Annotated in this window: 21 protein-coding genes; 5 read left to right on the top strand and 16 right to left on the bottom strand. The window is 67.1% G+C overall.

All coding sequences use genetic code 11. The features are described 5' to 3' along the window. Position 1: 1 nt before the first annotated feature. Both AB4Y91_RS04630 and hrpA read left to right on the top strand, forming a co-directional pair. Positions 2-169, top strand: a complete 168-nt coding sequence (locus tag AB4Y91_RS04630; protein ID WP_175322851.1) for a hypothetical protein — start codon at positions 2-4, stop codon at positions 167-169. An 88-nt stretch (positions 170-257) separates the two neighbouring features. Further along, positions 258-4,265, top strand: coding sequence for an ATP-dependent RNA helicase HrpA (hrpA, locus tag AB4Y91_RS04625; RefSeq protein ID WP_441417335.1), 4,008 nt, complete (start codon positions 258-260; stop codon positions 4,263-4,265). Between the two features lie 40 nt (positions 4,266-4,305). On the opposite strand, the gene AB4Y91_RS04620 is transcribed toward hrpA, so the two are convergent. The 4 genes from AB4Y91_RS04620 to AB4Y91_RS04605 form a co-directional block, all read right to left on the bottom strand. Continuing rightward, positions 4,306-4,734 (bottom strand): HIT family protein, encoded by a 429-nt coding sequence (locus AB4Y91_RS04620; RefSeq protein WP_441417334.1) that lies wholly within the window; start codon positions 4,732-4,734, stop codon positions 4,306-4,308. Next, positions 4,731-5,891, bottom strand: coding sequence for an NAD(P)-dependent alcohol dehydrogenase (locus tag AB4Y91_RS04615; protein WP_441417333.1), 1,161 nt, complete (start codon positions 5,889-5,891; stop codon positions 4,731-4,733). Before AB4Y91_RS04615 ends, AB4Y91_RS04620 begins: the two co-directional genes overlap by 4 nt. Positions 5,892-5,976: 85 nt before the next feature. Further along, complete coding sequence (locus AB4Y91_RS04610) at positions 5,977-7,062, bottom strand: CU044_5270 family protein (RefSeq protein ID WP_441417332.1); 1,086 nt, start codon at positions 7,060-7,062, stop codon at positions 5,977-5,979. Continuing rightward, positions 7,059-7,586 carry an RNA polymerase sigma factor gene (locus tag AB4Y91_RS04605; RefSeq protein ID WP_441417331.1) on the bottom strand — a complete coding sequence of 176 codons (528 nt, stop codon included), beginning with the start codon at positions 7,584-7,586 and terminating at the stop codon, positions 7,059-7,061. The genes AB4Y91_RS04610 and AB4Y91_RS04605 overlap by 4 nt, the downstream gene beginning before the upstream one ends. A gap of 208 nt (positions 7,587-7,794) precedes the next feature. On the opposite strand from AB4Y91_RS04605, the gene AB4Y91_RS04600 reads away from it, so the two are divergent. Then, positions 7,795-9,186: an HNH endonuclease gene (locus tag AB4Y91_RS04600; RefSeq protein WP_441417330.1), complete on the top strand. Its 1,392-nt coding sequence runs from the start codon at positions 7,795-7,797 to the stop codon at positions 9,184-9,186. A gap of 580 nt (positions 9,187-9,766) precedes the next feature. Here AB4Y91_RS04600 and AB4Y91_RS04595 read toward each other — a convergent pair. The 5 genes from AB4Y91_RS04595 to AB4Y91_RS04575 all read right to left on the bottom strand — a co-directional run bounded on the left by AB4Y91_RS04595 (position 9,767) and on the right by AB4Y91_RS04575 (position 13,067). Then, positions 9,767-10,063, bottom strand: a complete 297-nt coding sequence (locus AB4Y91_RS04595) for a hypothetical protein (RefSeq protein ID WP_441417329.1) — start codon at positions 10,061-10,063, stop codon at positions 9,767-9,769. 34 nt (positions 10,064-10,097) lie between these two features. Further along, positions 10,098-10,766, bottom strand: coding sequence for a hypothetical protein (locus tag AB4Y91_RS04590; RefSeq protein ID WP_441417328.1), 669 nt, complete (start codon positions 10,764-10,766; stop codon positions 10,098-10,100). Then, positions 10,763-11,359 (bottom strand): RNA polymerase sigma factor, encoded by a 597-nt coding sequence (locus AB4Y91_RS04585; protein ID WP_441417327.1) that lies wholly within the window; start codon positions 11,357-11,359, stop codon positions 10,763-10,765. The genes AB4Y91_RS04590 and AB4Y91_RS04585 overlap by 4 nt, the downstream gene beginning before the upstream one ends. 297 nt (positions 11,360-11,656) lie before the next feature. Continuing rightward, positions 11,657-11,968, bottom strand: coding sequence for a hypothetical protein (locus tag AB4Y91_RS04580; RefSeq protein ID WP_441417326.1), 312 nt, complete (start codon positions 11,966-11,968; stop codon positions 11,657-11,659). A gap of 208 nt (positions 11,969-12,176) precedes the next feature. Next, positions 12,177-13,067, bottom strand: coding sequence for a sulfurtransferase (locus tag AB4Y91_RS04575; protein ID WP_441417325.1), 891 nt, complete (start codon positions 13,065-13,067; stop codon positions 12,177-12,179). A 48-nt stretch (positions 13,068-13,115) separates the two neighbouring features. On the opposite strand from AB4Y91_RS04575, the gene AB4Y91_RS04570 reads away from it, so the two are divergent. Next, a complete protein-coding gene (locus AB4Y91_RS04570) occupies positions 13,116-14,210 on the top strand; it encodes a PLP-dependent cysteine synthase family protein (protein WP_441417324.1) in 1,095 nt (364 codons plus the stop codon). A gap of 13 nt (positions 14,211-14,223) precedes the next feature. On the opposite strand, the gene AB4Y91_RS04565 is transcribed toward AB4Y91_RS04570, so the two are convergent. Beyond that, positions 14,224-14,880, bottom strand: a complete 657-nt coding sequence (locus tag AB4Y91_RS04565) for an MBL fold metallo-hydrolase (RefSeq protein ID WP_441417323.1) — start codon at positions 14,878-14,880, stop codon at positions 14,224-14,226. A gap of 106 nt (positions 14,881-14,986) precedes the next feature. Between AB4Y91_RS04565 and AB4Y91_RS04560 the strand changes: the two genes are divergently transcribed. Further along, a complete protein-coding gene (locus AB4Y91_RS04560) occupies positions 14,987-15,484 on the top strand; it encodes a Fur family transcriptional regulator (RefSeq protein WP_441417858.1) in 498 nt (165 codons plus the stop codon). A 70-nt stretch (positions 15,485-15,554) separates the two neighbouring features. On the opposite strand, the gene AB4Y91_RS04555 is transcribed toward AB4Y91_RS04560, so the two are convergent. From AB4Y91_RS04555 to AB4Y91_RS04530, 6 genes are all read right to left on the bottom strand, one after another. Beyond that, entirely contained in the window at positions 15,555-16,433 is an 879-nt protein-coding gene (locus AB4Y91_RS04555) for a metal ABC transporter permease (protein ID WP_441417322.1), read from the bottom strand. Beyond that, positions 16,434-17,249 carry a metal ABC transporter ATP-binding protein gene (locus AB4Y91_RS04550; RefSeq protein WP_441417321.1) on the bottom strand — a complete coding sequence of 272 codons (816 nt, stop codon included), beginning with the start codon at positions 17,247-17,249 and terminating at the stop codon, positions 16,434-16,436. It abuts the gene before it with no gap. A 64-nt stretch (positions 17,250-17,313) separates the two neighbouring features. Then, entirely contained in the window at positions 17,314-18,231 is a 918-nt protein-coding gene (locus AB4Y91_RS04545; RefSeq protein WP_441417320.1) for a metal ABC transporter solute-binding protein, Zn/Mn family, read from the bottom strand. Between the two features lie 105 nt (positions 18,232-18,336). Further along, the gene (locus AB4Y91_RS04540) at positions 18,337-19,398 is read right to left on the bottom strand and encodes a hemolysin family protein (protein WP_441417319.1); all 1,062 of its coding nucleotides are present in this window, start codon (positions 19,396-19,398) and stop codon (positions 18,337-18,339) included. After that, on the bottom strand, positions 19,395-20,756 hold the full coding sequence (locus tag AB4Y91_RS04535) for a hemolysin family protein (protein WP_441417318.1): 1,362 nt from the start codon (positions 20,754-20,756) through the stop codon (positions 19,395-19,397). Before AB4Y91_RS04535 ends, AB4Y91_RS04540 begins: the two co-directional genes overlap by 4 nt. A 266-nt stretch (positions 20,757-21,022) precedes the next feature. Next, on the bottom strand, positions 21,023-22,495 hold the full coding sequence (locus tag AB4Y91_RS04530; RefSeq protein ID WP_441417317.1) for a GuaB1 family IMP dehydrogenase-related protein: 1,473 nt from the start codon (positions 22,493-22,495) through the stop codon (positions 21,023-21,025). Between the last annotated feature and the right edge of the window lie 16 nt (positions 22,496-22,511).

Genomic DNA, 22,511 nt, shown 5'->3' with positions numbered 1-22,511 from the left:
TATGGAACTCATCGGAATCGCCCTCATCGTCCTGATCCTCGCCGCCGTCGCAGCCACCCTCCGGGCTCTCCGCAAAGACGGTCTGGGCCACAACCCGCCCGTCCGTTCGGAAGAGTACTGGATGGCCCACGACCTCCCCAGCACCAGCTACACGCTGCGGTTCTTCTAGCCCGCTCCCCCGCCAACCGCTGCCCGGCCCCGCCCAGGGACCGGGCAAACCTATGTCCGGCTGCTGGGCCAGTAGACTGTTTTCAGCCATGACACTGCATATTTCCTACCCCGCCGAGCTGCCGGTCTCCGAGCGCCGCGAGGACCTGATGGCCGCCATCGCCGCAAACCAGGTGACCATCATCGCCGGCGAGACCGGTTCCGGTAAGACCACCCAGATCCCCAAGATGTGCCTCGAGCTTGGCCTGGGCGAAAACGGCCTGATCGGCCACACCCAGCCGCGCCGGCTCGCCGCCCGCACGGTCGCGGAGCGCATCGCCGAGGAACTCGGCGTCGAGATCGGCCAGGAAGTCGGCTTCCAGGTCCGTTTCACCGGAGAGGTCAGCCGCTCCACCAAGGTGAAGCTGATGACCGACGGCATCCTGCTGGCCGAGATCCAGCGCGACAAACTGCTGCGCAAGTACAACGCGATCATCATCGACGAGGCGCATGAACGCAGCCTCAACATCGACTTCATCCTCGGCTACCTCAAGCGGATCCTCCCCCAGCGCCCGGACCTGAAGATCATCATCACCTCGGCCACCATCGATCCGGAGCGCTTCGCCAAGCACTTCGGCAGCGAGGAGGAGCCCTCCCCCATCATCGAGGTGTCCGGCCGCACCTTCCCGGTGGAAATCCGCTACCGGCCGCTCTCCCAGCCCGCCGGCGGCCCCGGCGCAGCTGGCGATGATGCGGACAATTCCTCCGACGACGAGCTCGAGGAGGACCGCGACCCGCTGGACGCGGTGTGCGACGCCGTCGACGAACTCGCCCTCGAGGCCCCGGGCGACATCCTGATCTTCTTCTCCGGGGAACGCGAAATCCGCGACGCCGCCGAGGCGCTCAACGCGCGCATCCAGGCGAACCGGCGGCTGGCCGGCACCGAGGTCCTTCCCCTCTTCGCCCGGTTGAGCCTGCAGGAGCAGCACAAGGTGTTCCACCCCGGCAGCAAGCGCCGGATCGTGCTGGCCACCAACGTTGCCGAAACCTCGCTCACAGTGCCCGGCATCAAGTACGTCGTCGACACCGGCACCGCACGCATCTCGCGCTACTCGCACCGCACCAAGGTCCAGCGCCTGCCGATCGAGCGGGTCTCGCAGGCCTCTGCCAACCAGCGCTCCGGCCGCTGCGGCCGTGTCTCCGACGGCATCGCCATCCGGCTGTACTCGGAGGAGGACTTCGAATCCCGGCCGCTGTTCACCGACCCGGAGATCCTGCGCACCAACCTTGCCGCCGTCATCCTGCAGATGACGGCTATGGGTGTGGCCCGCGGTCCTAAGGACGTGGAGAACTTCCCGTTTGTGGAGCCGCCGGACTCCCGAGCCATCAACGACGGCGTCACCCTGCTCCGCGAGCTCGGCGCTCTGAGCGCCGCACGGCAGCCGGAAGCAGCGGACGACGCCGGGACCCGGGCCGGTCGCCGGCCCGCCGGCGGCCGCGGCGGCGGGCTCACCGCCGTCGGGCAGCAGCTTGCCCAGCTGCCGGTGGACCCACGGCTGGGGCGGATGATTGTCGAGTCCGGCAAGCGCGGCTGCGTCCGCGAGGTCATGATCCTGGCCGCGGCGCTGACCATCCAGGATCCGCGCGAGCGCCCGACGGACAAGCAGCAGCTTGCCGCGGAGAAGCACGCGCGGTTCCGGGACGAGAACTCGGACTTCACCGGCTTCCTGAACCTCTGGAACTACCTCCAGGAGAAGCAGCAGGAACTCTCTTCGACCGCGTTCCGCCGGCTGTGCCGCAACGAGTTCATCAACTATTTGCGCGTCCGCGAATGGCAGGATCTTTTCGCCCAGCTGCGCCAGCTCGCCCGGCCGCTGGGCATCAGCCTGGACAACAAGCGGCTTACCGACCCGGTGGGCAACCACGAGGGCATCCACATCAGCCTGCTGTCCGGGCTGCTGAGCCACATCGGCATCCTCGACGAACGCAAGCGCGAGTACGCGGGCGCCCGCGGCAGCCGCTTTGCGATCTTCCCCGGCTCGGCGCTGTTCAAGAAGTCCCCCACGTTTGTGATGGCCGCCGAGCTGGTCGAAACCAGCAGGCTCTGGGCGCGGGTGGCCGCAAAGTTCGATCCGCTCTGGGCCGAGCAGGTGGCGCCGGACCTGGTGAAGCGCAGCTACAGCGAACCGCACTGGTCCAAGAAGATGGGCTCGGTGATGGCGCATGAGAAAGTCACCCTCTACGGTGTGCCGATCATCCCCAACCGGCGGGTCAACTACGGGCGGGTGGATCCGGAGCTCTCCCGCGAGCTGTTCATCCGCCACGCCCTGGTGGAGGGCGACTGGCAGACGCACCACAAGTTCTTCCACCGCAACCGTGCCCTGCTCCAGGAAGTCGAAGAGCTCGAGGCACGGATGCGGCGCCGCGACATCCTGGTCGACGACGAGACCCTGTTCGAGTTCTACGACGCGCGGATCGGTAAGGGCGTGGTTTCCGAGCGCCATTTCGACAAGTGGTGGAAGGAAGCCCGCCAGCAGGACCCCACGCTGCTGGACTTCGACCAGTCGCTGCTGATCAGCGAGGACGCCGACGCGCTCGACGATTCGGCGTACCCGAAGACCTGGCTGCACAAGGGCTTCGAACTGCCGCTGAGCTACGAGTTCCATCCGGTGGCGCCCGGCTCCCCGCCGAACCCGTCCGACGGCGTCACCGCCGAGGTCCCCGTATTGTTCCTGAACCAGCTGGACGACGCCGCGTTCCACTGGCTGATTCCCGGCCAGCGGGTGGAACTGGTTACGGCCCTGATCAAGTCCCTGCCCAAGCAGGTGCGGAAGAACTTCGTTCCCGCACCGGACGTCGCCCGCCAGGCCGTGGCGGCGCTAGAGGCCGATTTCGATCCCGCGGCGGATGAGCTGGAGCCCTCACTCGAACTCGTACTGCGCCGGCTCCGCGGCCAGGTCATCCCGCCGGGGTCGTGGAACTGGGACGCCGTCCCGGCGCACCTGCGGGTCAGCTTCCGCGTGGTCGACTCCCGCGGCAAGGTCCTCGACGAGGGCAAAGACCTCGCGGTGCTCCAGGAAAAGCTGGCACCGGCCACCCGGCGCGCGATCGCCGAGTCCCTCGGGGCCACGCCGGCCACGACGGCGCCCAAGGCGACAACGGCAGGCACCGCCGGCGGCGGGGCGAACGGCAGATCCTCCGGGGCTCCTGCCGCACAGACGCAGCTCGTCCCGGCTCCGGCCGGCTTCAGGGAGCTGTCCGGCCTGAAGGATTGGACCTTCGGCACCGTGCAGCGCCAGGTCCAGGGCACCGTGAAGGGCCACACCGTCACCGGCTACCCCGCACTGGTCGACGAGGGCGCCTCCGTGGCCCTGCGGCTCTTCCAGACCTCCGGAGAGCAGGAACAGGCCATGCGCGGCGGGGTCATCCGGCTGCTCGCCCTGAAAGTCCCGCCGCCGGACCGCTATGTCCTGGAGCACCTGAACAACACCGAGAAGCTGACGTTCAGCCAAAACCCGCACGGCTCCGTTTCGGCCCTGATCGCGGATTGCGCCCTGGCCGCGATCGACAAGCTCACCCCGGCCGCGCTGCCGTGGGATGCGGCGGCGTTCAAGGCGTTGTATGAGCAGGTCCGGGCGGAACTGATCGACACGGTCTTCACGGTGACCGCCGTCGTCGAGCGGATCCTCGCCAGCACACGGCGCATCGAGAAGCGGCTCAAAGGAACCACCAGCCTGGCCCTGATCAGCGCCCTCAACGACGTCAAGGCCCAGCTGGAGCAGCTTGTCTTCCCCGGTTTTGTGGCACGCACGGGCTACGCCCAGCTGAGCCAGCTGCCCCGCTACCTCGCGGCCATCGAGAAGCGCCTCGAAAAGCTTCCCGTGAACGTCCAGCGCGACGCGCAGCACATGGCGGTCATCCAGGCCCTCGAGGACGACTACGACGACGCCGTCTCCGCGTTGCTGCCCGGCCGGCGGATCGGCACGGAGTTAACCCAGGTCCGCTGGATGATCGAGGAACTGCGGGTGAGCCTTTTCGCCGTCGAACTCGGCACCGCCTATTCGGTGTCCGAAAAGCGGATCCGGACCGTGCTGAACAAAGCGCTGGCGCCGGCGTAGACCCCCTGGGGAGTGCTGCGCCGGCGCCAGTTCCTGGAAGTTAAGCCTCCGGGACGTGCTCCGCGTGGCCGGCCTTCCGCAGGCCCTCGCGCAGCGTCTCCGCGTTGGCGTCCAGCCGGGCCGGGTCCGGGTGCTGGTCGACCGAACCGAAATCAAAGTCCGCCATCGAGTTGGACGGCCAGACGTGCACGTGCAGGTGGTTGATTTCGTAGCCGGCCACGATCAGGCCCGCCCGGGCGGCGTCGAACACGTCCACCTGGACCGCACCGATCTTGCGGGCAACTTCCATGACGCGGCCCAGCACCTCCGGCGAGGCGTCCGTCCAGCGGTCCACCTCTTCAGTGGGAACCACGAGCGTGTGCCCGTCGGCCAGCGGGCCCACGGTCAGGAATGCTACAACGTCGGGCTCGCGCCAGACGAAGCGGCCCGGGATCTCGCCGTTGATGATCTTGGTGAACAGGGTGCTCATACATCAGCCTTTTCCGCCGGGGACCCCAGGGTGCTGGTGTCCAGAACAAATCGGTACTTTACGTCGCCGGCCACCATGCGGTCATAGGCCTCGTTCAGCTGGTCCGCACGGACCACCTCGACGTCGGACACCACGCCGTGCTCGGCGCAGAAATCCAGCATCTCCTGGGTCTCGGCGATTCCACCGATCAGCGAGCCGGCATAGGCGATCCGGCGCCGGATCAGCGCACCGGGGTTGACCGGCGGCATAGCTTCCGAGGGCAGGCCCAGCTGGAAGAGCGCCCCGTCCACGCGAAGGGTGCGGAAGTACGGGTTGAGGTCGTGCGGCGCGGCGACGGTGTCGATGATGACGTCGATGCTGCGGTCCGCTGACTCCATGGCCTCCGGATCCGTGGACAGGACGACGTGGTCGGCACCCAGCTCGCGGGCCGCCGTGAACTTCTGCTCCGACGTCGTGAAAACCGTCACCTCCGCGCCCATGGCCTTGGCGATCTTGACCGCCATGTGGCCGAGGCCGCCGAGCCCGACAACGCCGACGACGTCGCCCTCCTCCACCTCGAAGTGGTTCAGTGGGGAGTAGGTGGTGATGCCGGCGCAGAGCAGGGGCGCCGCGGCGGCCGGATCCATGCCCTCCGGGACCCGCAGGACATAGTTGCGGTCCACGACGATCGCGGTGGAGTAGCCGCCCTGGGTGATGGCGTTGCCGTTGCGGGCATCCTTGGCGCCGTAGGTTCCGGTCATGCCGTTTTCACAGTACTGTTCGAGGCCGTCGAGGCAGCTGTCGCATTCACGGCAGGAATCGACCATGCAACCGACGCCCACGCGCTCACCAACGGTGAAATCGTCGACGGCGGAGCCCACCCGGGTGACCCGGCCGACGATTTCGTGTCCCGGAATCAGGGGGTAGTTCTGGGTTCCCCATTCGCCGCGGGTGGCGTGCACGTCCGAGTGGCAGAGGCCGCAGAACTCGATGGCGATCTCGACGTCGTCCTCCTTGGGGGCGCGCCGGGCCACGGTCAGCGGAACGAGTCCGCTGTCGCTGGCCGTGGCGCCGTAGGCGGCGGCGAGCGTGGGACGGTCGGTGCCGGCGTCGCTGGCATCGTTGAGGTCGGGAAGCGGCTTGGCGAAGGGCGGCGGTACGGGGCGTCCTGGAGTCATGGTTCGACGCTACCCCCGGGAGTGGATGCGGTGCCACTTTGGGCCGGCGGCCCGGCGCGTTCCGCGCGGCTGGAAGTTGCACGAGCTAGGGTGCCGTGTTGCTGACGGACGTTTCAATCGCGGTCCAGGTCGTTGCTGTTCCTGCCGGAAATCCGATTTGGGCTTGGGAGAGGACGGACCGTTCGCCGATCAACAGCCCCGTCTCGGGGTCGATGATGAGCTCCTGGCGTGTTTGAGCCGGGCCGTCCTCGAGGCGTCCGATGGCCACCCCGGTGCGGCCGTCCAGGTTGGCTTGGCTTTCGGTGACCGTCACCCCGGGGATCATGGCCGCGGCCTTGTAGAGCGCGGCCCGCAGGTCGGCAGGCACCAGCCCGGTCCTCAGGAGGTCCGCTATGAACACGAGCGCTTCACCGTCAACGGACTGGCCCCGCCCCAAGGTTTGTTTGTAGAGGCTGTTCAGCAGCCGGTAGGGATCGCGGGGCAGCTTCGACAGGTCCGCGGCAGTCCACGAGCCGGGGCTTCCGTAGAACGCCCCGTTGCGCGCGCGCAGCAGCTCGGGCGAAGGCTGAATGTCCTGTTTCTGGGCGTACGCCTTTGACTTCGCGTCAAAGAAGGTTGTGGGGACGCGTCCTGAGCGTTGCCACACCCACTCCCCAGACCTGTCTGAGGGGATATACATGTCGGATTTTTCCGTATCGAGCCATCGATACTCGGATCCGTCCTGCTCCGAGGTGTACGAAGCCCAAACATTGGTGCTTTTGATCCGCAGGTACTGGCCGGGTTTGACCTCCGGATCAGTCGTTTTGATGGTCATTCGGGCAGCATTGTTGAGAACCTCCGCGGCCTGGGCGGTGGCTCCGCCTCTCCAGCCAGCAAGGCCGATGACATCTCCCGCGATCAACGCAGCGACCACCGCAGCGGCTGCGGCTGACATTAGAAGGATCCGTGCCCGACGCGAACGCCTGCCGGAAAGCTTCGTTGGCACCGGGTAGGTGGACGTTTCGCCCGGAAGGGCGATGCCGTCGGCCTCCGGAAGCATCGCGGCGGCCGGCTGCATGGCCGCCAGGGAGCGATCGCGGCTCCGGGCCAATTCGTCGTCGGTGATGCGTGCCGCCGGATCAACGGATGAGAGCTGACGCCGGATCCGGTCTGCGGTTGACTTCGTTTTCATAGCTCTGCACCCTCTACCTGTGGCTGTGTCTGAATGAGGTGGCTCAACGCCTTGCGTGCCCTGTGAAGTCGCATCCTGACGGCCGTGGCACTCGTATTGAGCAGGTCGGAGACTTCCTGGGACGTGAAACCATCCCAGTAGGTCAGGAGCAGAACTTCGCGTTCGTCCGGGCTGAGCCGCTCGAGGGCCTCCTGGACGTGCGAGTCCTGGGCGGGGGCTGCGTCCCGGCGTTCGGCCCGGAGAGCACCGAGGAGGTCTGCGGACCGGGACGCAGAGCGGTCGTGGTTCCTGAGGACATTCTTAGCCACGCCAAAAAGCAGCATGACGGACAGTTCGCCGCTGCCGGCCAGCTTCTCCCAGGCGATCCTGAAAACCTCGGAACAGAGATCTTCTGCGGTGGCGGCGTCCGCTGTTCTCCGTCGAAAATAGCGGTAGATGCGGTCATGGCTGGCCGTATGCGCCGCCAAAAAACGCTTTTCCCGTTCCACATGGCCGGGATCTCTCCGGACTGCTTGCAAGCTCATACCCCGTTAATGTCCGGCATCACGGAAAGTGTAACGACAGGGCTCAACAATTTGCTGGCTACCCTCGTGCGTCGCGGCCGCCCGCGACGGCCCTTTCTGGCTGGGTGGCGTCGGCGGCCCCTGCGCAGTGCGGCGAAGCGACCGGCCGTTGGAGGAACCCGGAAGATGCCACGCTAATAATGTCGTACCCCGGACAGAGACTTGAATCATGGACGGCAAGCAAGGGTCCGACGTGGCTCTGGATGCAGCACTTGGTGTTGCGGCCCGGGAATCGGACCGCAGCCTGGCCAGCGCCATGACGGCCGCCGACAGTGCGGTGGTCATCGACTGGCTGCGCCAGCTTGAGGATCTCAAGTCCGCCGCGGCAGCGTTGCAGGCCCGGCTCTCTGTCGCCTTCGACCTGGCCCAGCGCCGTGAACAGGCCTCCGCGGGGATGCCCGCAGACCAGCTCGGCGCCGGGGTCGCGGCCCAGATCGCCCTCACCCGGCGGGAATCCCCGGCCAAGGGCGGACGGCTCCTCGGACTGGCGAAAGCTTTGGTCATCGAAATGCCGCACACCCTCGCGGCCCTGGAAACCGGACAGCTCAACGAATGGCGCGCCACCCTCCTGGTCCGGGAGACCGCCTGCCTCTCGTCCGCCGACCGGGCCGCCGTGGACGAGGAACTCTCCGCCGATACCGGAACCTTCGACGGCGCCGGGGACCGGTCCCTTGCCGCCGCGGCCAGGGCCGCGGCGTACCGGCGGGACCCGCGCACGGTCACCGAGCGTGCCGCCCACGCCGAGGGAGAGCGCCATGTCAGCCTCCGCCCCGCACCCGACACGATGTGTTACCTCACGGCGCTGTTGCCCGTCGCGGCAGGGGTCGCCGTCCACGCGGCCCTGACCCGGGCCGCCGAGGCCCTGCGCTCCGCCGGGGACCCCCGCTCCCGCGGGCAACTGATGGCCGACACGCTGGTCGAACGCACCACCGGCAGGGCCGGCGGGATCAGCGGCATCGAAATCCAGCTCCTCATGACCGACCGCACCCTGCTCCAGGGCGACAGCGAACCCGCGACGCTGCCCGGCTACGGTGTTGTCCCCGCCGGGTGGGCCAGAAGTTTACTCAAAGACTTCGGTGGTGCAGCCCCGGAGACCGGCCCTGTAGGTGCGGCGAGCGGCACCGGAGGTGCGGGCGCCTTCACCGCCTGGCTCCGGCGCCTCTACACCGCACCAGGCACCGGCGAACTCATCGGGATGGACTCCCGCGCCCGGCTCTTCCCGCCAGGGCACCGCCGCTTCATCCACGCCCGGGACCACACCTGCCGCACGCCGTACTGCGACGCCCCGATCCGCCACCTGGACCACATCATCCCCTGGCACAACGGCGGCACCACCAGCCTGGGCAACGGCGCCGGACTCTGCGAAGCCTGCAACCATACCAAAGAAACCCCCGGCTGGAACGCCCAGCCCCGCCCCGGACCCCGCCACACCCTCCAACTCACAACACCCACCGGCCACAGCTACCACTCAACCGCTCCGCCACTGCCGGGAACGGACGCCAGCGGGCCGCCACGCCCGAGGGGACATGGCTACGGCGGCGACTCCAAGAAAGCCGCTTAGGAGCAGAAAGCTAAGACGCGGCGCCAAGCTGGAGCGCCTGACGAGAGTTGCGGTGGGACTTGGCCCGGCAGTGCGCCTGCGGCCTAGCGCACGCCCGCGTCCGGGCTGAATTGGTCCAGCGCCGCTGAGATGAGGTCCGGTGCCAAGTTTGGTTAGGTGGGCGGTTTCTCACCAACGTCGCAACATCAACAGAAAGTGGTGATGAGTCATGCGGAGTTCGATGCGCCGATCGCTGTAGATGGGCTTTATCTCAGCAGAGAGGGCACCCCGAGGTTGGTGCAGGTGTCGGGTGGGCCTGGGATGACGCTGGCGGTTCCCTCAACAACGCATTTCGTGGGGTGGGGAACGTAGTGTCCGGTGTGGTGCTCGGATTGCCCTGCAAGGAGTGGGTTGCCTTCGGCATCAAGGTCTTTTCCGTTCCAGCCGCCGGCCGTTCCCTGCGGAGCGGTGACCCCGGCCGGGATGAGGTCTGAGGTGATGCAACCGGGGTTCATGAAGTTCCTGTCCCAGAGATCGGTGCAGGCCGCAATGGGTCGACGACCCTAAGCATCCCGGCTTGTGGATCTTGGGGCGTTGGGTTCTAGTCACCGTTAAATCCAGGGACCATGGTGCCGGTCCGTGTGTAAGGAGGCATGGTGATGCCTGGGGCGTTGGGTGCCGGGTAGGTGCGGTCGAGGTCGGCGCGGAAGTAGCAGCGGGTGTCCCTTGTGTCTTCTACGGCTTCCGGGGTGCTGGTCGCCGTGGCGGGTACGGTCGTACCGTTCGTCGCTGAGTCGCCTGGGGATGCTACTGCGTCCGTCAGTGTTGATGCTGCCGTAGAGAGGCCGACGGCGGCCACGAGGGCTGCCACGGTAAGTGTTGTGGTCGAAGTTTTCACGGGCTCCTACATTCGTTGGTGGGGAGGGTACCGGCTACTTTTCGAGCGCAGGAATGCCGAGTTCGGCGCAGACCTCGGCTGGGCCCGGGATGACCGCCACAGAGCTCTCAACCACGCACTCGGTGAGGTGAGGGACGTAGTTGCCGAATACCTTGGTGGCTGGATCCGGCCAGAGAGATTTGCCGTTCTGGTCTTTGTCCGCCCCTTCGGGGACTGGACGGTCCCCGGGCGGTCCAGGAGGAGGGGCCACGAAACCATCGGGGATGAGGTCATCGGTGATTCCGCCCGGGTTCATCTCACCCATGTCCCATAACCTGCTGCACTGGTTTATGGGGTCGGCGACCTGTTGCATTCCTGCGTTCTTGTCGTCGGGGTTGGGGTTGTTCTTCGAGTCGAATCCGGTGACGAAGATGCCGGTGCTGATGTACGGCGGTCTCGTGACACCCGGAGCGCCGGCGACCGGATACGTTGTGCTGAGGTCGGCGTGGAAGTAGCAACGAATGTCCCGTTTGTCTTCGACAGGCGCCAAGGCCACGTAGACGCCGGCGCCGGTGGTGCCGGCCAGAGCCAAGCCGGCGAAGGTGAGCGCAGCCGGTTTGCGCCACCAAGGGGTTGGTTTTGCTTCCCGTTTAGCTTCTTGAATGAGTAGGTTTCGGACCGCCGCCTTCGTATCGGCAGGATAGCGAACGTCTGAAAGATTCATGACAGCCTCGATTCCAGGATGGTTGCGGAGTCCCCGGCGTGGTCGAGGAGGTGCGGGGCGGCGGCACGGAGTTTCTTCTTGGCCCGGTGGACTCGGGAACGGACGGTGCCGATCCGGATGCCCAGTGATGAGGCGGTTTCCTCGTAGGTGAGCCCGTTCATGAGGCACAGCAGGGTTACGTCCCGCTCCCCGTCGGTGAGGCCCGCAGTTCGGGCGAGTAACTCCCTGACTTGCCGTTCGGTGTCCATCCGCTCATCCACCGCGGTGGAATGGTCCGGAACAACCGATGAATGCGGAAGCCGGCCCAGGAACTGTTCATGCCTTCGGATGGAGCGGGCTTTGTTTCTGGCCGCGTTGGTGGCTACCCCAAGCAGCCAGGGAAGTAAGGAATCCCGCTGGAGCGTTAGGCCCCTGCGTTGCCGCCATGCCTCCAGGAATGTGATGGAGACGAGTTCCTCGGCGTCGTGCCACGATCCTGTCCTGCTCAGGCAGTAGCGGAAAACCGCATCTGAGTGCCGGTCGAACAAGACACCGAGAGCGCCGGAGTCACCGTCTACGCATCTCTTCCACAGCTCATCATCTTGTTCCCCCATTTGGTTCATACCTAGTAGTGTCCGGTCCTTACAGGAAAGTTCCCGCTCGTGGAATTCTCTTCGCGCTCTCGTCGTGTGGCACAACCTGCAGAGCCGCTCCCACAACGATGGGTGCGGGCTCCGGCGAGCTCCTGAGCAGGAGGTACTGGATTGAGAGGCGCAGGTCAGTTAGGCAAGCCACCGCCACCTGGTCCGCGCGAACGACATTCGGCGCGGCCGGGATGATTCGTGTGCTCATCTGCGGGCCCCCTTTATAGCCGTGCAGCCCCGGATGGTGTCTGGCAGGTCTTGAGAGAGCTATTTGGAGGTCGTCGTGGAGTCGGGGTAGTAGCGCTGGATCTCGTCGACAGTCCTACCGGCCGCAACCATCTGTTCTACGGATACCAGGGAGCGGACTTCTTCGTCTGAAGACTTAGTGCTATTCCACGGACCTATCGTCTTGTAGCAAAAGTCATTCGGATCGTTGAGCTTCGTCTCGTTGTAGCACTCTGGGTGATCCATTTTTTCATATGCCACGTCGGACGTACCCGAGGCAGATGGCCCGAGAGCGGTCGAGGCGCCGAGCGCAAAAAGTGGCGTGAGCGCAAGGGCCGCGATACCGGTCTTCATTCTCTTATCCATCATTCCCCCAAGTTGTCGATAGTTTCGTGAGCCTACGGCAAGGCCGAGCGGCAGAATGAGACCGGATGTCGTCCCCTTCGAACCGGCCGCTATGGGCCGGCCGCCGGCTTCTCCGCAGGACAGCCGGGTAGTTTCACGACAGACCTGTTGCGACGTTGGTGAGAAACCGCCCGGCCGGTACCGTCAGTTGGCCTAGTTAGTTGCCCTGCGTAGTCGCGGCCTGGACACCGCCATCCGCCCCCGCGCCGCCGTCGGCGGCAGCGCCGGTCACCACGACATTGGAAGGATCGTTAGACCACTCCGAGAACGATCCCGGGTACAGGGCCGCGGGGAAGCCCGCGATCTCCAGCGCCGCAATCTCGTGGGCCGCGGTCACCCCGGAGCCGCAGTACACGGCGGTCGGCAGACCCGCCTGCACGCCCAAGCCGGTGAAACGTTCGCGGAGCGTGGCTGCCGGGAGGAACTTGCCGTCCGCCGCCAGGTTCCGGGTGGTGGGTGCACTCACGGCGCCGGGAATGTGTCCGGCGCGGGGGTCCACGGGTTCTATCTCGCCCCGGTACCGCTCCCCGGCACGGGCATCCAGCAAGAGGCCGCTGCCGGACCATGCGGCTGCCTCAGCCGCGCCGATCACCGGCATGGCCCCGTCGGAGAGCACGACGTCACCCGCCTCCACATCGGGTTCGCCGTTCTCGACGTCGAATCCCTCCGCGCGCCAGGCGGCCAGGCCGCCGTCGAGCAGGCAGACCGTCGGGAAGCCTGCGTTGCGCAGCATCCACCAGAGCCTGGCCGCCGCAAGGTTGCCGGTGGCGTCATAGGCCACCACCAAGTCACCGTCCCGGACGCCCCAGCCGCGCGCGGACTCCTGGAACTGCTCCAGCGGCGGCAAGGGATGGCGTCCCCGGCTGGGATCGGCCGGGCCGGCGAGTTCGGCGGCGAGGTCTACAAACACCGCGCCGGGGAGGTGCGCCTCCAGATAATGCTCCCGGCCGTGCGGGTCGCCAAGCGTCCAGCGGACGTCCAGCAGCACCGTCCGCGCGCCGGAGTCCATCCGCTCCTTGAGTTGGGCCACAGTCATCAGGGTGTCCATCCGCCCACTCTAACGCTGGACCGGCACCGCCGCGGGTAGGCTGGTGCGGTGACAAGAGTGCGCCAGCAGGACCGGGTTTGGGCCGACGAAGCCATCCGCCGGATCAATGCCGAGAACAACAGATCAGCCGACACCCACCTCTATTCGGTACCCCTGCCGGAGCACTGGGGCGTCCAGCTGTACCTGAAAGACGAATCCACCCACCGCACAGGAAGCCTCAAGCACAGGCTCGCCCGTTCGCTGTTCCTCTTCGGCCTGGTCAACGGCTGGATCCGCCAAGGGACCACCATCGTGGAAGCCTCCAGCGGCAGCACGGCCGTCTCAGAGGCCTACTTTGCGCAGCTGCTGGGGTTGCCGTTCATCGCCGTCATGACCCGGACCACCAGCCGCGAGAAGATCGCGCTGATCGAACAGTTCGGCGGCTCGTGCCACTTGGTGGACCACGCCTCCGAGGTCTACGCGGCGGCCGAGGACCTGGCCAGCAGCACCGGCGGCCACTACATGGACCAGTTCACCTACGCAGAGCGCGCCACCGACTGGCGGGGCAACAACAACATCGCCGAGTCGATCTTCGGCCAGCTGGCGCTCGAAGAGCACCCGGTCCCCCGCTGGATCGTCGTGGGCGCCGGCACCGGCGGGACCAGCGCGACGATCGGCCGCTACCTGCGCTACCAACGGCACGACACCGGCCTCGCCGTCGTCGACCCGGAGAATTCCGCGTTCTTCCCCGGCTGGATAGCCAGCCGGGACGACGGCGCTACAGCTGGTGCGACCGGCCTGCCGTCCCGGATCGAGGGCATCGGCCGGCCCCGGCTGGAGCCGAGCTTCGTGCCGGCCGTGATCGACCACATGATCCAAGTGCCGGATGCCGCCTCGGTGGCGGCCATGCGCCACCTGCGCGATTACGCCGGGCTGCACGCAGGCCCGTCCACCGGCACGAACCTCTGGGGCGTGTGGCAGCTCATCGCCGAGATGATCGCCGAGGGGCGCCGCGGCAGCGTGGTGTCATTGATGTGCGACGCCGGCGACCGCTACTCCGGCAACTACTACAGCCCGGAGTGGCTGCAGGAACAGGGCCTGGATCCGGCACCGCACGAGGCCACCCTCCGCGAGTTCTTCGCCAGCGGAACCTGGCCCGCCTAACCGGTAGCGGAACCTACACCTCCACCGAATCGCCGCTGGAGAGATGCCGGTATTCGGTGCCGTACCTGGCGCCGATCCTCGTGACGTGCCCTTCCACCAGACCGCGTCCCGTGTCGTTCAGCAGGGCGTCGTGGATCGGGAAAGCCCGCGGCGCGCGCACGCCGATCACGAAGTCCACCACTTCACCCACCTTGTTCCACGGGGCGTGGATCGGCACCAGCAGGGTCTGCACGTCGACGCCGTCCGGGATCGCGAAGGAATCGCCCGGGTGGTAGACGTTGGAGTCGACCAAATAACCGACATTGGCGACCACCGGGATCTGCGGATGGATGAGGGCATGCTGGCCGCCGAAGCTCCGGATGGCAAAACCGGCCGTCTCGAAGTCTTCCCCCGCTGCCACAGTGTTGATTCGTTCCGCAGCCGCGGGCGCTTTGCCGCGCAATTGGGACGCCACGCCGTCGGGAGCGAAGAGCTGCAGCTCCGTGTTCTCCAGCAGGGCGTCGGTGACTGCGTCGACGTCGACGTGGTCCGCGTGCTCATGGGTGATCAGGACCGCGTCCACGCCGGCGAGGGCCTGCTCAGCCTCGGAAAAAGTCCCCGGATCCAGCACCAGCACGCGGCCTTCCTTTTCGAGACGGACGCAGGCGTGGGTGAATTTCGTCAGCTTCATCCGGCCAGCCTATGGTGCCTTGCGAAGCGGTGTCCACGTGGCCCGGCTGGTAATCTGGGAGCCTGCCACTACCCGCAGCAAGACCCCCAGCGAAGCGAGTTCCCCCATGTCCCAGGGCGCCACAACCAGCGGCAGCCAGGCACCGGCCGAGGCCGCAGCCGCCGCCGGCAGCAAGGAACAGCCGGCGGGCAAGGAACCGGGCAAAGAGCAACGCGTCACTAAGCAGCGGCTGGCCGTCAGCGCCGCGCTGGACGAGCTGGCCGACTTCGTCAGCACGCAGGAGCTGCACCGCATCCTGCAGGAGCGGGGCACCTCGGTGTCGCTCGCCACCTCTTATCGGATCCTGCAGTCCCTCGCCGACGACGGCCTGGTGGACGTGCTGCGGAACGCCGACGGCGAGGCTGTCTACCGGCGCTGCGCGGTCACCGGACACCACCACCACCTGCTGTGCCGCAATTGCGGCAAGGCCGTCGAAGTGGAAGCACCCGCCGTCGAGGCCTGGGCGGCGCGGATCGCGAGCGAGCACGGCTTCACCGCCGTCGAGCACACTGTGGAGATCTTCGGGCTGTGCCCCGACTGCACGGCCCTGCAGGCCGGCCGCTAGAAAAAGACGGTTGGCCCTGTCACCCGGGTTCCCAGCCGAGGGTCAGCCTCCCGGACGGCAATCCCATTACTCATGTTGTCTCCGGCACCATCCGGCCGCTGTCACCGCGCCGGTCCCGGATGCCGCCGATCACCCGGCACACCACGTAGATCAGGAAGGACAGCGTGGTGACGTAGGGGCTGATCGGGAGCCGCCCGCCGAGCGCCAGCAGTATCCCGCCCACCGTTGCCGTCACCGCGAAGACCACGCTGAGGAGCACCACGAGCCGCGGCGACGAGGTCACCCGCAGTGCGGCGGCGGCCGGAGTGATCAGCAGCGCCAGTACCAGCAGCGCGCCGACGATCTGGATGGACAGGGCCACGCTCACGCCCAGCAGCAGCATGAAGCCCAGCGCCAGCCCGCGCACCGGGACACCCCGCGCGGCGGCCACCCGGGGGTCCACGCTCGCGAAGGTCAGCGGCCGCCAGATGGCGATCAGCGCCAGCATAACGACGACGGCGGCAACCGCCAGGACCTGCAGCTGCACGGTGCCTACGGACACGATCTGGCCGGTGAGCAGGCCGAACTTGTTCGCGGCCCGGCCCTCGTAGAGCGAGAGGAAAAGAATGCCCAGGCCCAGGCCGAACGGCATGAGCACCCCGATGGTGGAGTTCTTGTCCCTGGCCCGGACCCCCATCAGGCCCAGCAGCAGCGCCGCCACCACCGATCCGGCGAGCGAGCCGAACACCACGTCGGCGCCGACCAGCAGGGCGAAGGCCGCGCCGGCGAAGGAGAGCTCGGAGATGCCGTGCACCGCGAAGGCGAGGTCACGCTTCATCACAAAGGTGCCCACCAGGCCGCCGAGCAGGCCCAGCACCGCGCCGGCCCAGATGGAGTTCTGCACCAGCACCAGTAGTTCGCCGTAGTTCTCGAAGTTGAAGATCGCATGGAGCACGCTGTCCAGATCCATCTAGCCCACCTCCCCTGCGATCGAGTGGGCGTCCTCGTGGTGGTGCGTCGTCGCGTCCGGCAGGCCCACCACGATCAGCCGGCCGTTGGCGCGGATCACTTCCACATGGCTGCCGTACAGATCCGACAGCACCTCCGTGGTCATGACTTCCTCGGGCGTGCCCACCCGGAAACGGCCGCCGGCCAGGTAGAGCACACGGTCCACGTAGTCCATGATCGGGTTGATCTCGTGGGTCACAAAGATCACCGCACTGTCCTGCTCGTGGCACTGCTTATTGATCAGCGCGCTGACCGCCTGCTGATGATGCAGGTCCAGCGAAAGCAGCGGTTCATCGCACAGCAGCACCCTGGGCTCCGTGGCGAGGGCCTGGGCCACGCGCAGCCGCTGCTGCTCACCGCCGGAGAGCTTTCCCACCGGGACCTTGGCGTAATCCTGCGCACCTACCTCGGCAAGCAGCCCGTCGATCCTGCGGTTCACCTTGGCCCCGCCGAGGCGGATCCCCCAGCGGTGACCGTCGACGCCGAGCCCCACCAGGTCCCGGGCACGCAGCGGGGTGTCCGGGTCGAACGATTCCTGCTGCGGGACGTAGCCGATCCGCCGGCTGCCCCGGGCAATGGGCCGGCCGTCCAGCACGGCGGTCCCGGAGCTCAGTTCCTGCAGGCCGAGCAGGACCTTGAGGAAGGTCGTCTTGCCGCTGCCGTTGGGGCCGAGGACGGCAAAGAATTCCCCGGGGCTGATATCCAGGTCCAGGTTCTCCCACAAGGTCCGGTTGCCGAACGTGAGGGAGGCTCCGCGCAGGCTCACTACGGGTGTCAACTGGGTATTCCTCGATTTCTGCTTAGGCCAGGTGCCCACGCCGTTGCGATTATCTTAGGCCGGGCTAGCCCCGGGCAAGGGCCTTGGCCAGGTTGTCCACGTTGTCGGACATCCACTGCAGGTACCCTTTGCCCTCGGGCAGGGTCTCGCTGAAGTCCACCACGGGAACACCCGCGGCGACGGCGGCGTCCTTGAGCGCGCGGGTCTGCGGTCCCTCCGTCTGCGGGTTGTAGGCCAGCAGACGGATCCCGCCGGACTTCACGACGTCGATTGCGGAGCGGAGCACGGCGGGTGGAACATCCGAGCCGGCTTCGATGGCGGCGCTGTATTCGGCCGGCGTCCGGTTCTGCAGGCCCGCGGCTTCCAACAGGTAGAGCGGCACGGGTTCCGTGACGGCGACGCCGCCGCGGGCCGCCGAGGCCTTGAGCGCCGACAGCCGGGTTTCCAGTCCGCCGAGCTCCTTCTTCAGGGCCGCGGCGTTGTTCCGGAAGTCTCCGGCCGAGGAAGGCTCGAGGGCGCCCAGCTTCTCCGCCAGCGCGTCGGCCAGCCGGCTCATCGCGGCGGGGCTGTACCAGACGTGTTCGTTGAACGCGGTTGAGCTCCCGGAGTCCAGCCCCGAGACCTTGACGGCGTTGAGCAGGTCCTTCCCGTCCAGCCCGGTGTCCCCGGCCAGCTTGTCCAGGAAATCGTCGTAGCCGCCACCGTTCTCCACCACCAGTTCGGCCTTGGAGACGGCCAGTTTGTCCTGCGTGGTGGCCTCGTAGGAGTGCGGATCCTGGCTGGTCCGGCTGATGATCGAGGTGACCCGCACCTTGTCGCCGCCGACGCTGCGGACGATGTCGCCGTACACGCTGGTGGAGGCCACCACCTCAACGACGCCATCGCCCGCACCGGGCCGGTCGCCGGCCGAGGTCGGACCGCAGGCCGTCAGCAGGAGGGTGCTGAGGCCGGCAAGGAGAAGAGCGGCGGCAGAACGGCGCACGGAAATACCTCGGATCTGTTATTGAGAAGCATTAGCAATACAACGAGTCTAACCCTAAATGGGAATCATTCCTATTTAGGGTCAGACCCGTGTTGCCTGCCTCCGCTAGTCCTGTCCGAGCCTGCGGTAGCCGGTTGCCTGCGTGGCGTCCCGGATCTCCCCCACCAGCTGCTCGATCACGTCCTCCAGGAACAGCACGCCCTGGGTGTGCCCATCAGGACCAATCACACGGGCAAGGTGTGAACCGGTGCGCTGCATGACGGACATCGCCTTCTCAATCTCGTCTTCCATAGCCAGGTTGGCCAGGGAGCGGATGCGGCTTTCCGCGATCGGGTGCTGGTAGCCGGCCTCCGGGATCGACAGCACGTCCTTGATGTGGAGGTAGCCGGAGAGCATGCCCTCGTCGTCGAGCATCGGGAAGCGGGAAAAACCGGTGCGGCTGACCGCCTTCTCGAACTCCTCCGGCGTCGTGGCGGCTTTGAGCATCACGAGTTTGTCCAACGGAACCATGACCTGGGACGCAGTATGTTCAGAGAACTCCAGCGCACCCGTGATCAGTCCCGCGTCGTCGTCCACCAGGCCGTGCCGGGTGGACTCCTGCACGATCGACTGGACTTCCTCAAGCGTGAAGGAGGAGGTCACCTCGTCCTTCGGCTCGATCCGCATCAGCTTCAGGATGTGGTTCGCGGACCAGTTGAGGGCCACGATCGCCGGCTTGACCGCCCGGGCAATGAAGATCAGCGGCGGGGCCAGCAGCAGGGCCGCCTTGTCCGCCACCGAGACGGAGATGTTCTTCGGCACCATCTCGCCGAAAGTCACGTGCAGGAAGGTGACCGCCAGCAGCGCGATGGCGAAGGCCACGACGTCGGCCATCTCCATCGGGACACCGAGCGCCTCCAGCGGAACGGCCATGAGGTGGTGGATGGCCGGCTCGGCCACCTGCAGGATCAGTAGCGAGCAGACCGTGATCCCGAGCTGGGCGCAGGCCAGCATGAGCGAGACGTTTTCCATGGCCCGCAGCGTGGTCTGGGCCCGCTTGGACCCGGACTCGGCGAGGGGCTCGATTTGGCTGCGGCGGGCGGACATGACGGCGAATTCCGCCGCGACGAAGAACGCGTTGCCCAGCAGCAGTATCGCGAGCCAGAGTATTCCCAGCCAGTCGCTCATGCGGCACCGGCCTTTCCGGCAGCGTCAATGCGCCCGTTGTTGCCGCTGTGCGGCTCGTGCTCCGGCGGCGCGGGCTTGAAGCAGATGCGGTCGATCCGGCGTCCGTCCATACGGGTGACGCTGAGCTTTCCGCCGCCGACGTCGACGGTGTCGCCCACGGCCGCGATGCGTCCGAGCTGGCTCATGACGTAGCCGCCGACCGTCTCGTAGGCCGCCTCATCCGGCACGGTGAGGCCCGGGATCTGTTCGGAGAGTTCGTCCGGGCGCAACAGGCCCGGGAAGTACCAGTCCCCCGAAGCGCTCTGCAGCAGCCCGGGGCGGACCTTGTCATGTTCGTCGGCCACTTCCCCGACGATTTCTTCCACGAGGTCTTCCAGGGTGGCGATCCCGGCAGTTCCGCCGTACTCGTCCAGCACCACGGCGAGCTGCAAATTGCCTTCGCGCAGTTCGGCGAGCAGCCCGTCCAGGTGGATGGTTTCCGGCACGCGGAGCACCTCGGTCATGATCGCTCCGGCTTCAAGGTTGGCGCGCCGGTCCACCGGAACGGCGATGGCCTTCTTGACGTGCACCACCCCGCGGATGTCGTCCGAGGACTCGCCGATCACGGGAAAGCGGGAGTAGCCGGTGCGTTTGGCTGCCTCCACAATGTCCGAGACCGGCTGATGTCCGTCAATGGTCTCCACCCGGATCCGGGGCGTCATCACGTCCGCGGCCGTCCGCCCGGAGAACTTCAGGGTGCGGGAGATGAAGTTGGCGGTCCGTTCGTCCAGGGTTCCCATCGCGGCCGAGCGGCGCACCAGCGAGGCGAGCTCGGCCGGGGTGCGGGCGCCAGAGATTTCCTCTTTGGCCTCGAGGCCGAAAACATTCAGTACCTTGTTGGAGAAGCCGTTGAGCACGACGATGGCGGGCTTGAAGATTGCGGTGAAGACCAGCTGCGGCCGCGCGAGGGCCTTGCCGACCGGGAAGGAGAGTGCGATCGCCATGTTCTTCGGGACCAGTTCGCCGATCAGCATCGACAGCAGGGTCGCCAGAGCCATTGCGAGGACCAGCGAGACCGAGGTGGCGGCCGCTTCGGGCAGCCCGAGCGCGGCCAGCGGGCCCTCCAGCAACTTGCCCACCGAGGGTTCCATCACGTAGCCGGTGAGCAGGGTGGTCAGGGTGATGCCGAGCTGGCAGCTGGAGAGCTGCGTGGACAGGGATTTCAGGCACTTCAGCAGCGGCGCGGCGGCGGCGTCGCCGTTGTCCACGGCGCGCTGCACGGTGGCCTGGTCGAGGGCAACCAGGGAGAATTCAACGGCGACGAAAAAGCCGGTGCCGAGGATGAGGAGCAGTCCAGCTCCGAGCAGTAGCCACTCCATTTAGCGGCCCGCTTCGGAGCGGAGAAGAGCTGGCCGGGGGAAACGTCCCGGCGGAGGATGGTCAGCCGCGGCCGACCCTGTTTCCTGTAGGGCACTCTGTCCGTGGAACGATGCGTTCCGTGCAGCGGAAGAGTGATGGGCGCGTGAACGGGGTTTGCCGGCTCTGCGGGTGGACTGGGCGGGAACGGATTCCGTTCCGCGCTGACAGCCCCCAGGCCGGCACCTAGATTTACTGTCCATAAGAATTTCAGTCTACAGGTTTCGGTTCACCAGCTCTGCGGCACCGGGCGGCCTTCCTCGTAGCCCGCCGCGGACTGGATGCCGGCTACGGCCCGCTCCCGGAACGCCGCGAGATCGGCGGCACCGGCGTAGCTCATCGAACTGCGCAGCCCCGCGGTGATCATGTCGAGCAGGTCCTCCACCCCGGGGCGGGCGGAGTCGAGGTACATCCGGGAGGTGGAGATGCCTTCCTCGAACAGGGCTTTCCGGTCCTTTTCGAATGCGCCCTCGCGCTGGTTGCGGTTCTGCACCGCCCGCGCCGAGGCCATCCCGAAGCTCTCCTTGAACTGGCGGCCGTTGGCGTCCAGTTGCAGGTCCCCCGGGCTCTCGTGCGTCCCGGCGAACCAGGAGCCGATCATGACCTGGCTCGCGCCGGCCGCGAGGGCCAGCGCCACGTCGCGGGGGTAACGGACTCCGCCGTCGGCCCAGACCCTGCCGCCGGCGTCGCGTGCCGCGGCCGAGCACTCCAGCACGGCGGAGAACTGCGGACGGCCGACCGCCGTCATCATCCGGGTGGTGCACATGGCGCCCGGTCCCACACCGACCTTGACGATGTCCGCGCCGGCCTGGATCAGCTCGCGGGTGGCCTCGGCGGTGACCACATTGCCGGCCACGACCGGCACTCCGGGGTCCAGACTGCGGACCGCGGCCAGGGCGTCGAACATCTTCTGCTGGTGGCCGTGGGCGGTGTCCAGCACCAGCACGTTAACTCCGGCCGCGAGCAGTTCTGACGCCCGGCCGGCGACGTCGCCGTTAATGCCGACGGCGGCGGCCACCTTGAGCGCACCCCCGTCGTCGAGGGAGGGCCGGTACAGGGTGGAGCGCAGGGCGCCCTTGCGGGTCAGGACGCCGGCCAGCACACCGTCCTGCTGGACGGGCGCGAAGTCGGTACCGGCGGCGTCCATGGCGTCGAAGGCGCGGCGCAGGGAGAGCGCCATGGCCCCGGAATCAGCTGCGCCGTCGGCGTCGAACTCCGCGGCGTCGAGCACGAGCGGCTGGTGGCGCATCACGGAGGCAAGGGAAGCGAAACGGTCCTGGCCCTCGAAGTCCGCGGCCCGGACGACGCCGGCGACGGCGCCGGCGTCGTCCACAACCACCACCGCGCCGTGCGGACGCTTGCCCATCAGGTGCAGGGCATCGATCACGGTGTTCGAGGCGCGCAGGCTGACCGGCGTCTCAAAGACCGCGTGCCGGGCCTTGACCCAGGCCGTGACGCTCCGAAGCACGTCCAGCGGCACGTCCTGCGGAAGGACCGCCAGGCCACCGCGGCGTGCCATCGTCTCGGCCATCCGTTTCCCGGTCACGGCGGTCATGTTCGCGACGACCAGCGGGATGGTGGAACCGGTCCCGTCGTCCGCCGACAGATCCACGTCCAGCCGCGAGGTGACGTCGGAGCGGGATGGCACCAGGAAGATGTCCGAATAGGTCAGGTCGGTGGTCGGCTCACTCAAAAAACGCACGGCTGCTCCTTCATAG

It is taken from the genome of Arthrobacter sp. YAF16, from assembly GCF_052113385.1.
GTDB lineage: Bacteria > Actinomycetota > Actinomycetes > Actinomycetales > Micrococcaceae > Arthrobacter.
Note: the sequence above shows the minus strand (reverse complement) of the source record. Positions and strands in the feature narration are given on the sequence as shown.

Bases quoted from the DNA above. Each gene is read 5' to 3' on its own strand.
- AB4Y91_RS04630 (WP_175322851.1), top strand. From the start codon at position 2: ATGGAACTCATCGGAATCGCCCTCATCGTCCTGATCCTCGCCGCCGTC.
- hrpA (WP_441417335.1), top strand. From the start codon at position 258: ATGACACTGCATATTTCCTACCCCGCCGAGCTGCCGGTCTCCGAGCGC.
- AB4Y91_RS04620 (WP_441417334.1), bottom strand. From the start codon at position 4,734: ATGAGCACCCTGTTCACCAAGATCATCAACGGCGAGATCCCGGGCCGC.
- AB4Y91_RS04615 (WP_441417333.1), bottom strand. From the start codon at position 5,891: ATGACTCCAGGACGCCCCGTACCGCCGCCCTTCGCCAAGCCGCTTCCC.
- AB4Y91_RS04610 (WP_441417332.1), bottom strand. From the start codon at position 7,062: ATGAAAACGAAGTCAACCGCAGACCGGATCCGGCGTCAGCTCTCATCC.
- AB4Y91_RS04605 (WP_441417331.1), bottom strand. From the start codon at position 7,586: ATGAGCTTGCAAGCAGTCCGGAGAGATCCCGGCCATGTGGAACGGGAA.
- AB4Y91_RS04600 (WP_441417330.1), top strand. From the start codon at position 7,795: ATGGACGGCAAGCAAGGGTCCGACGTGGCTCTGGATGCAGCACTTGGT.
- AB4Y91_RS04590 (WP_441417328.1), bottom strand. From the start codon at position 10,766: ATGAATCTTTCAGACGTTCGCTATCCTGCCGATACGAAGGCGGCGGTC.
- AB4Y91_RS04585 (WP_441417327.1), bottom strand. From the start codon at position 11,359: ATGGGGGAACAAGATGATGAGCTGTGGAAGAGATGCGTAGACGGTGAC.
- AB4Y91_RS04580 (WP_441417326.1), bottom strand. From the start codon at position 11,968: ATGAAGACCGGTATCGCGGCCCTTGCGCTCACGCCACTTTTTGCGCTC.
- AB4Y91_RS04575 (WP_441417325.1), bottom strand. From the start codon at position 13,067: ATGGACACCCTGATGACTGTGGCCCAACTCAAGGAGCGGATGGACTCC.
- AB4Y91_RS04565 (WP_441417323.1), bottom strand. From the start codon at position 14,880: ATGAAGCTGACGAAATTCACCCACGCCTGCGTCCGTCTCGAAAAGGAA.
- AB4Y91_RS04560 (WP_441417858.1), top strand. From the start codon at position 14,987: ATGTCCCAGGGCGCCACAACCAGCGGCAGCCAGGCACCGGCCGAGGCC.
- AB4Y91_RS04555 (WP_441417322.1), bottom strand. From the start codon at position 16,433: ATGGATCTGGACAGCGTGCTCCATGCGATCTTCAACTTCGAGAACTAC.
- AB4Y91_RS04540 (WP_441417319.1), bottom strand. From the start codon at position 19,398: ATGAGCGACTGGCTGGGAATACTCTGGCTCGCGATACTGCTGCTGGGC.
- AB4Y91_RS04535 (WP_441417318.1), bottom strand. From the start codon at position 20,756: ATGGAGTGGCTACTGCTCGGAGCTGGACTGCTCCTCATCCTCGGCACC.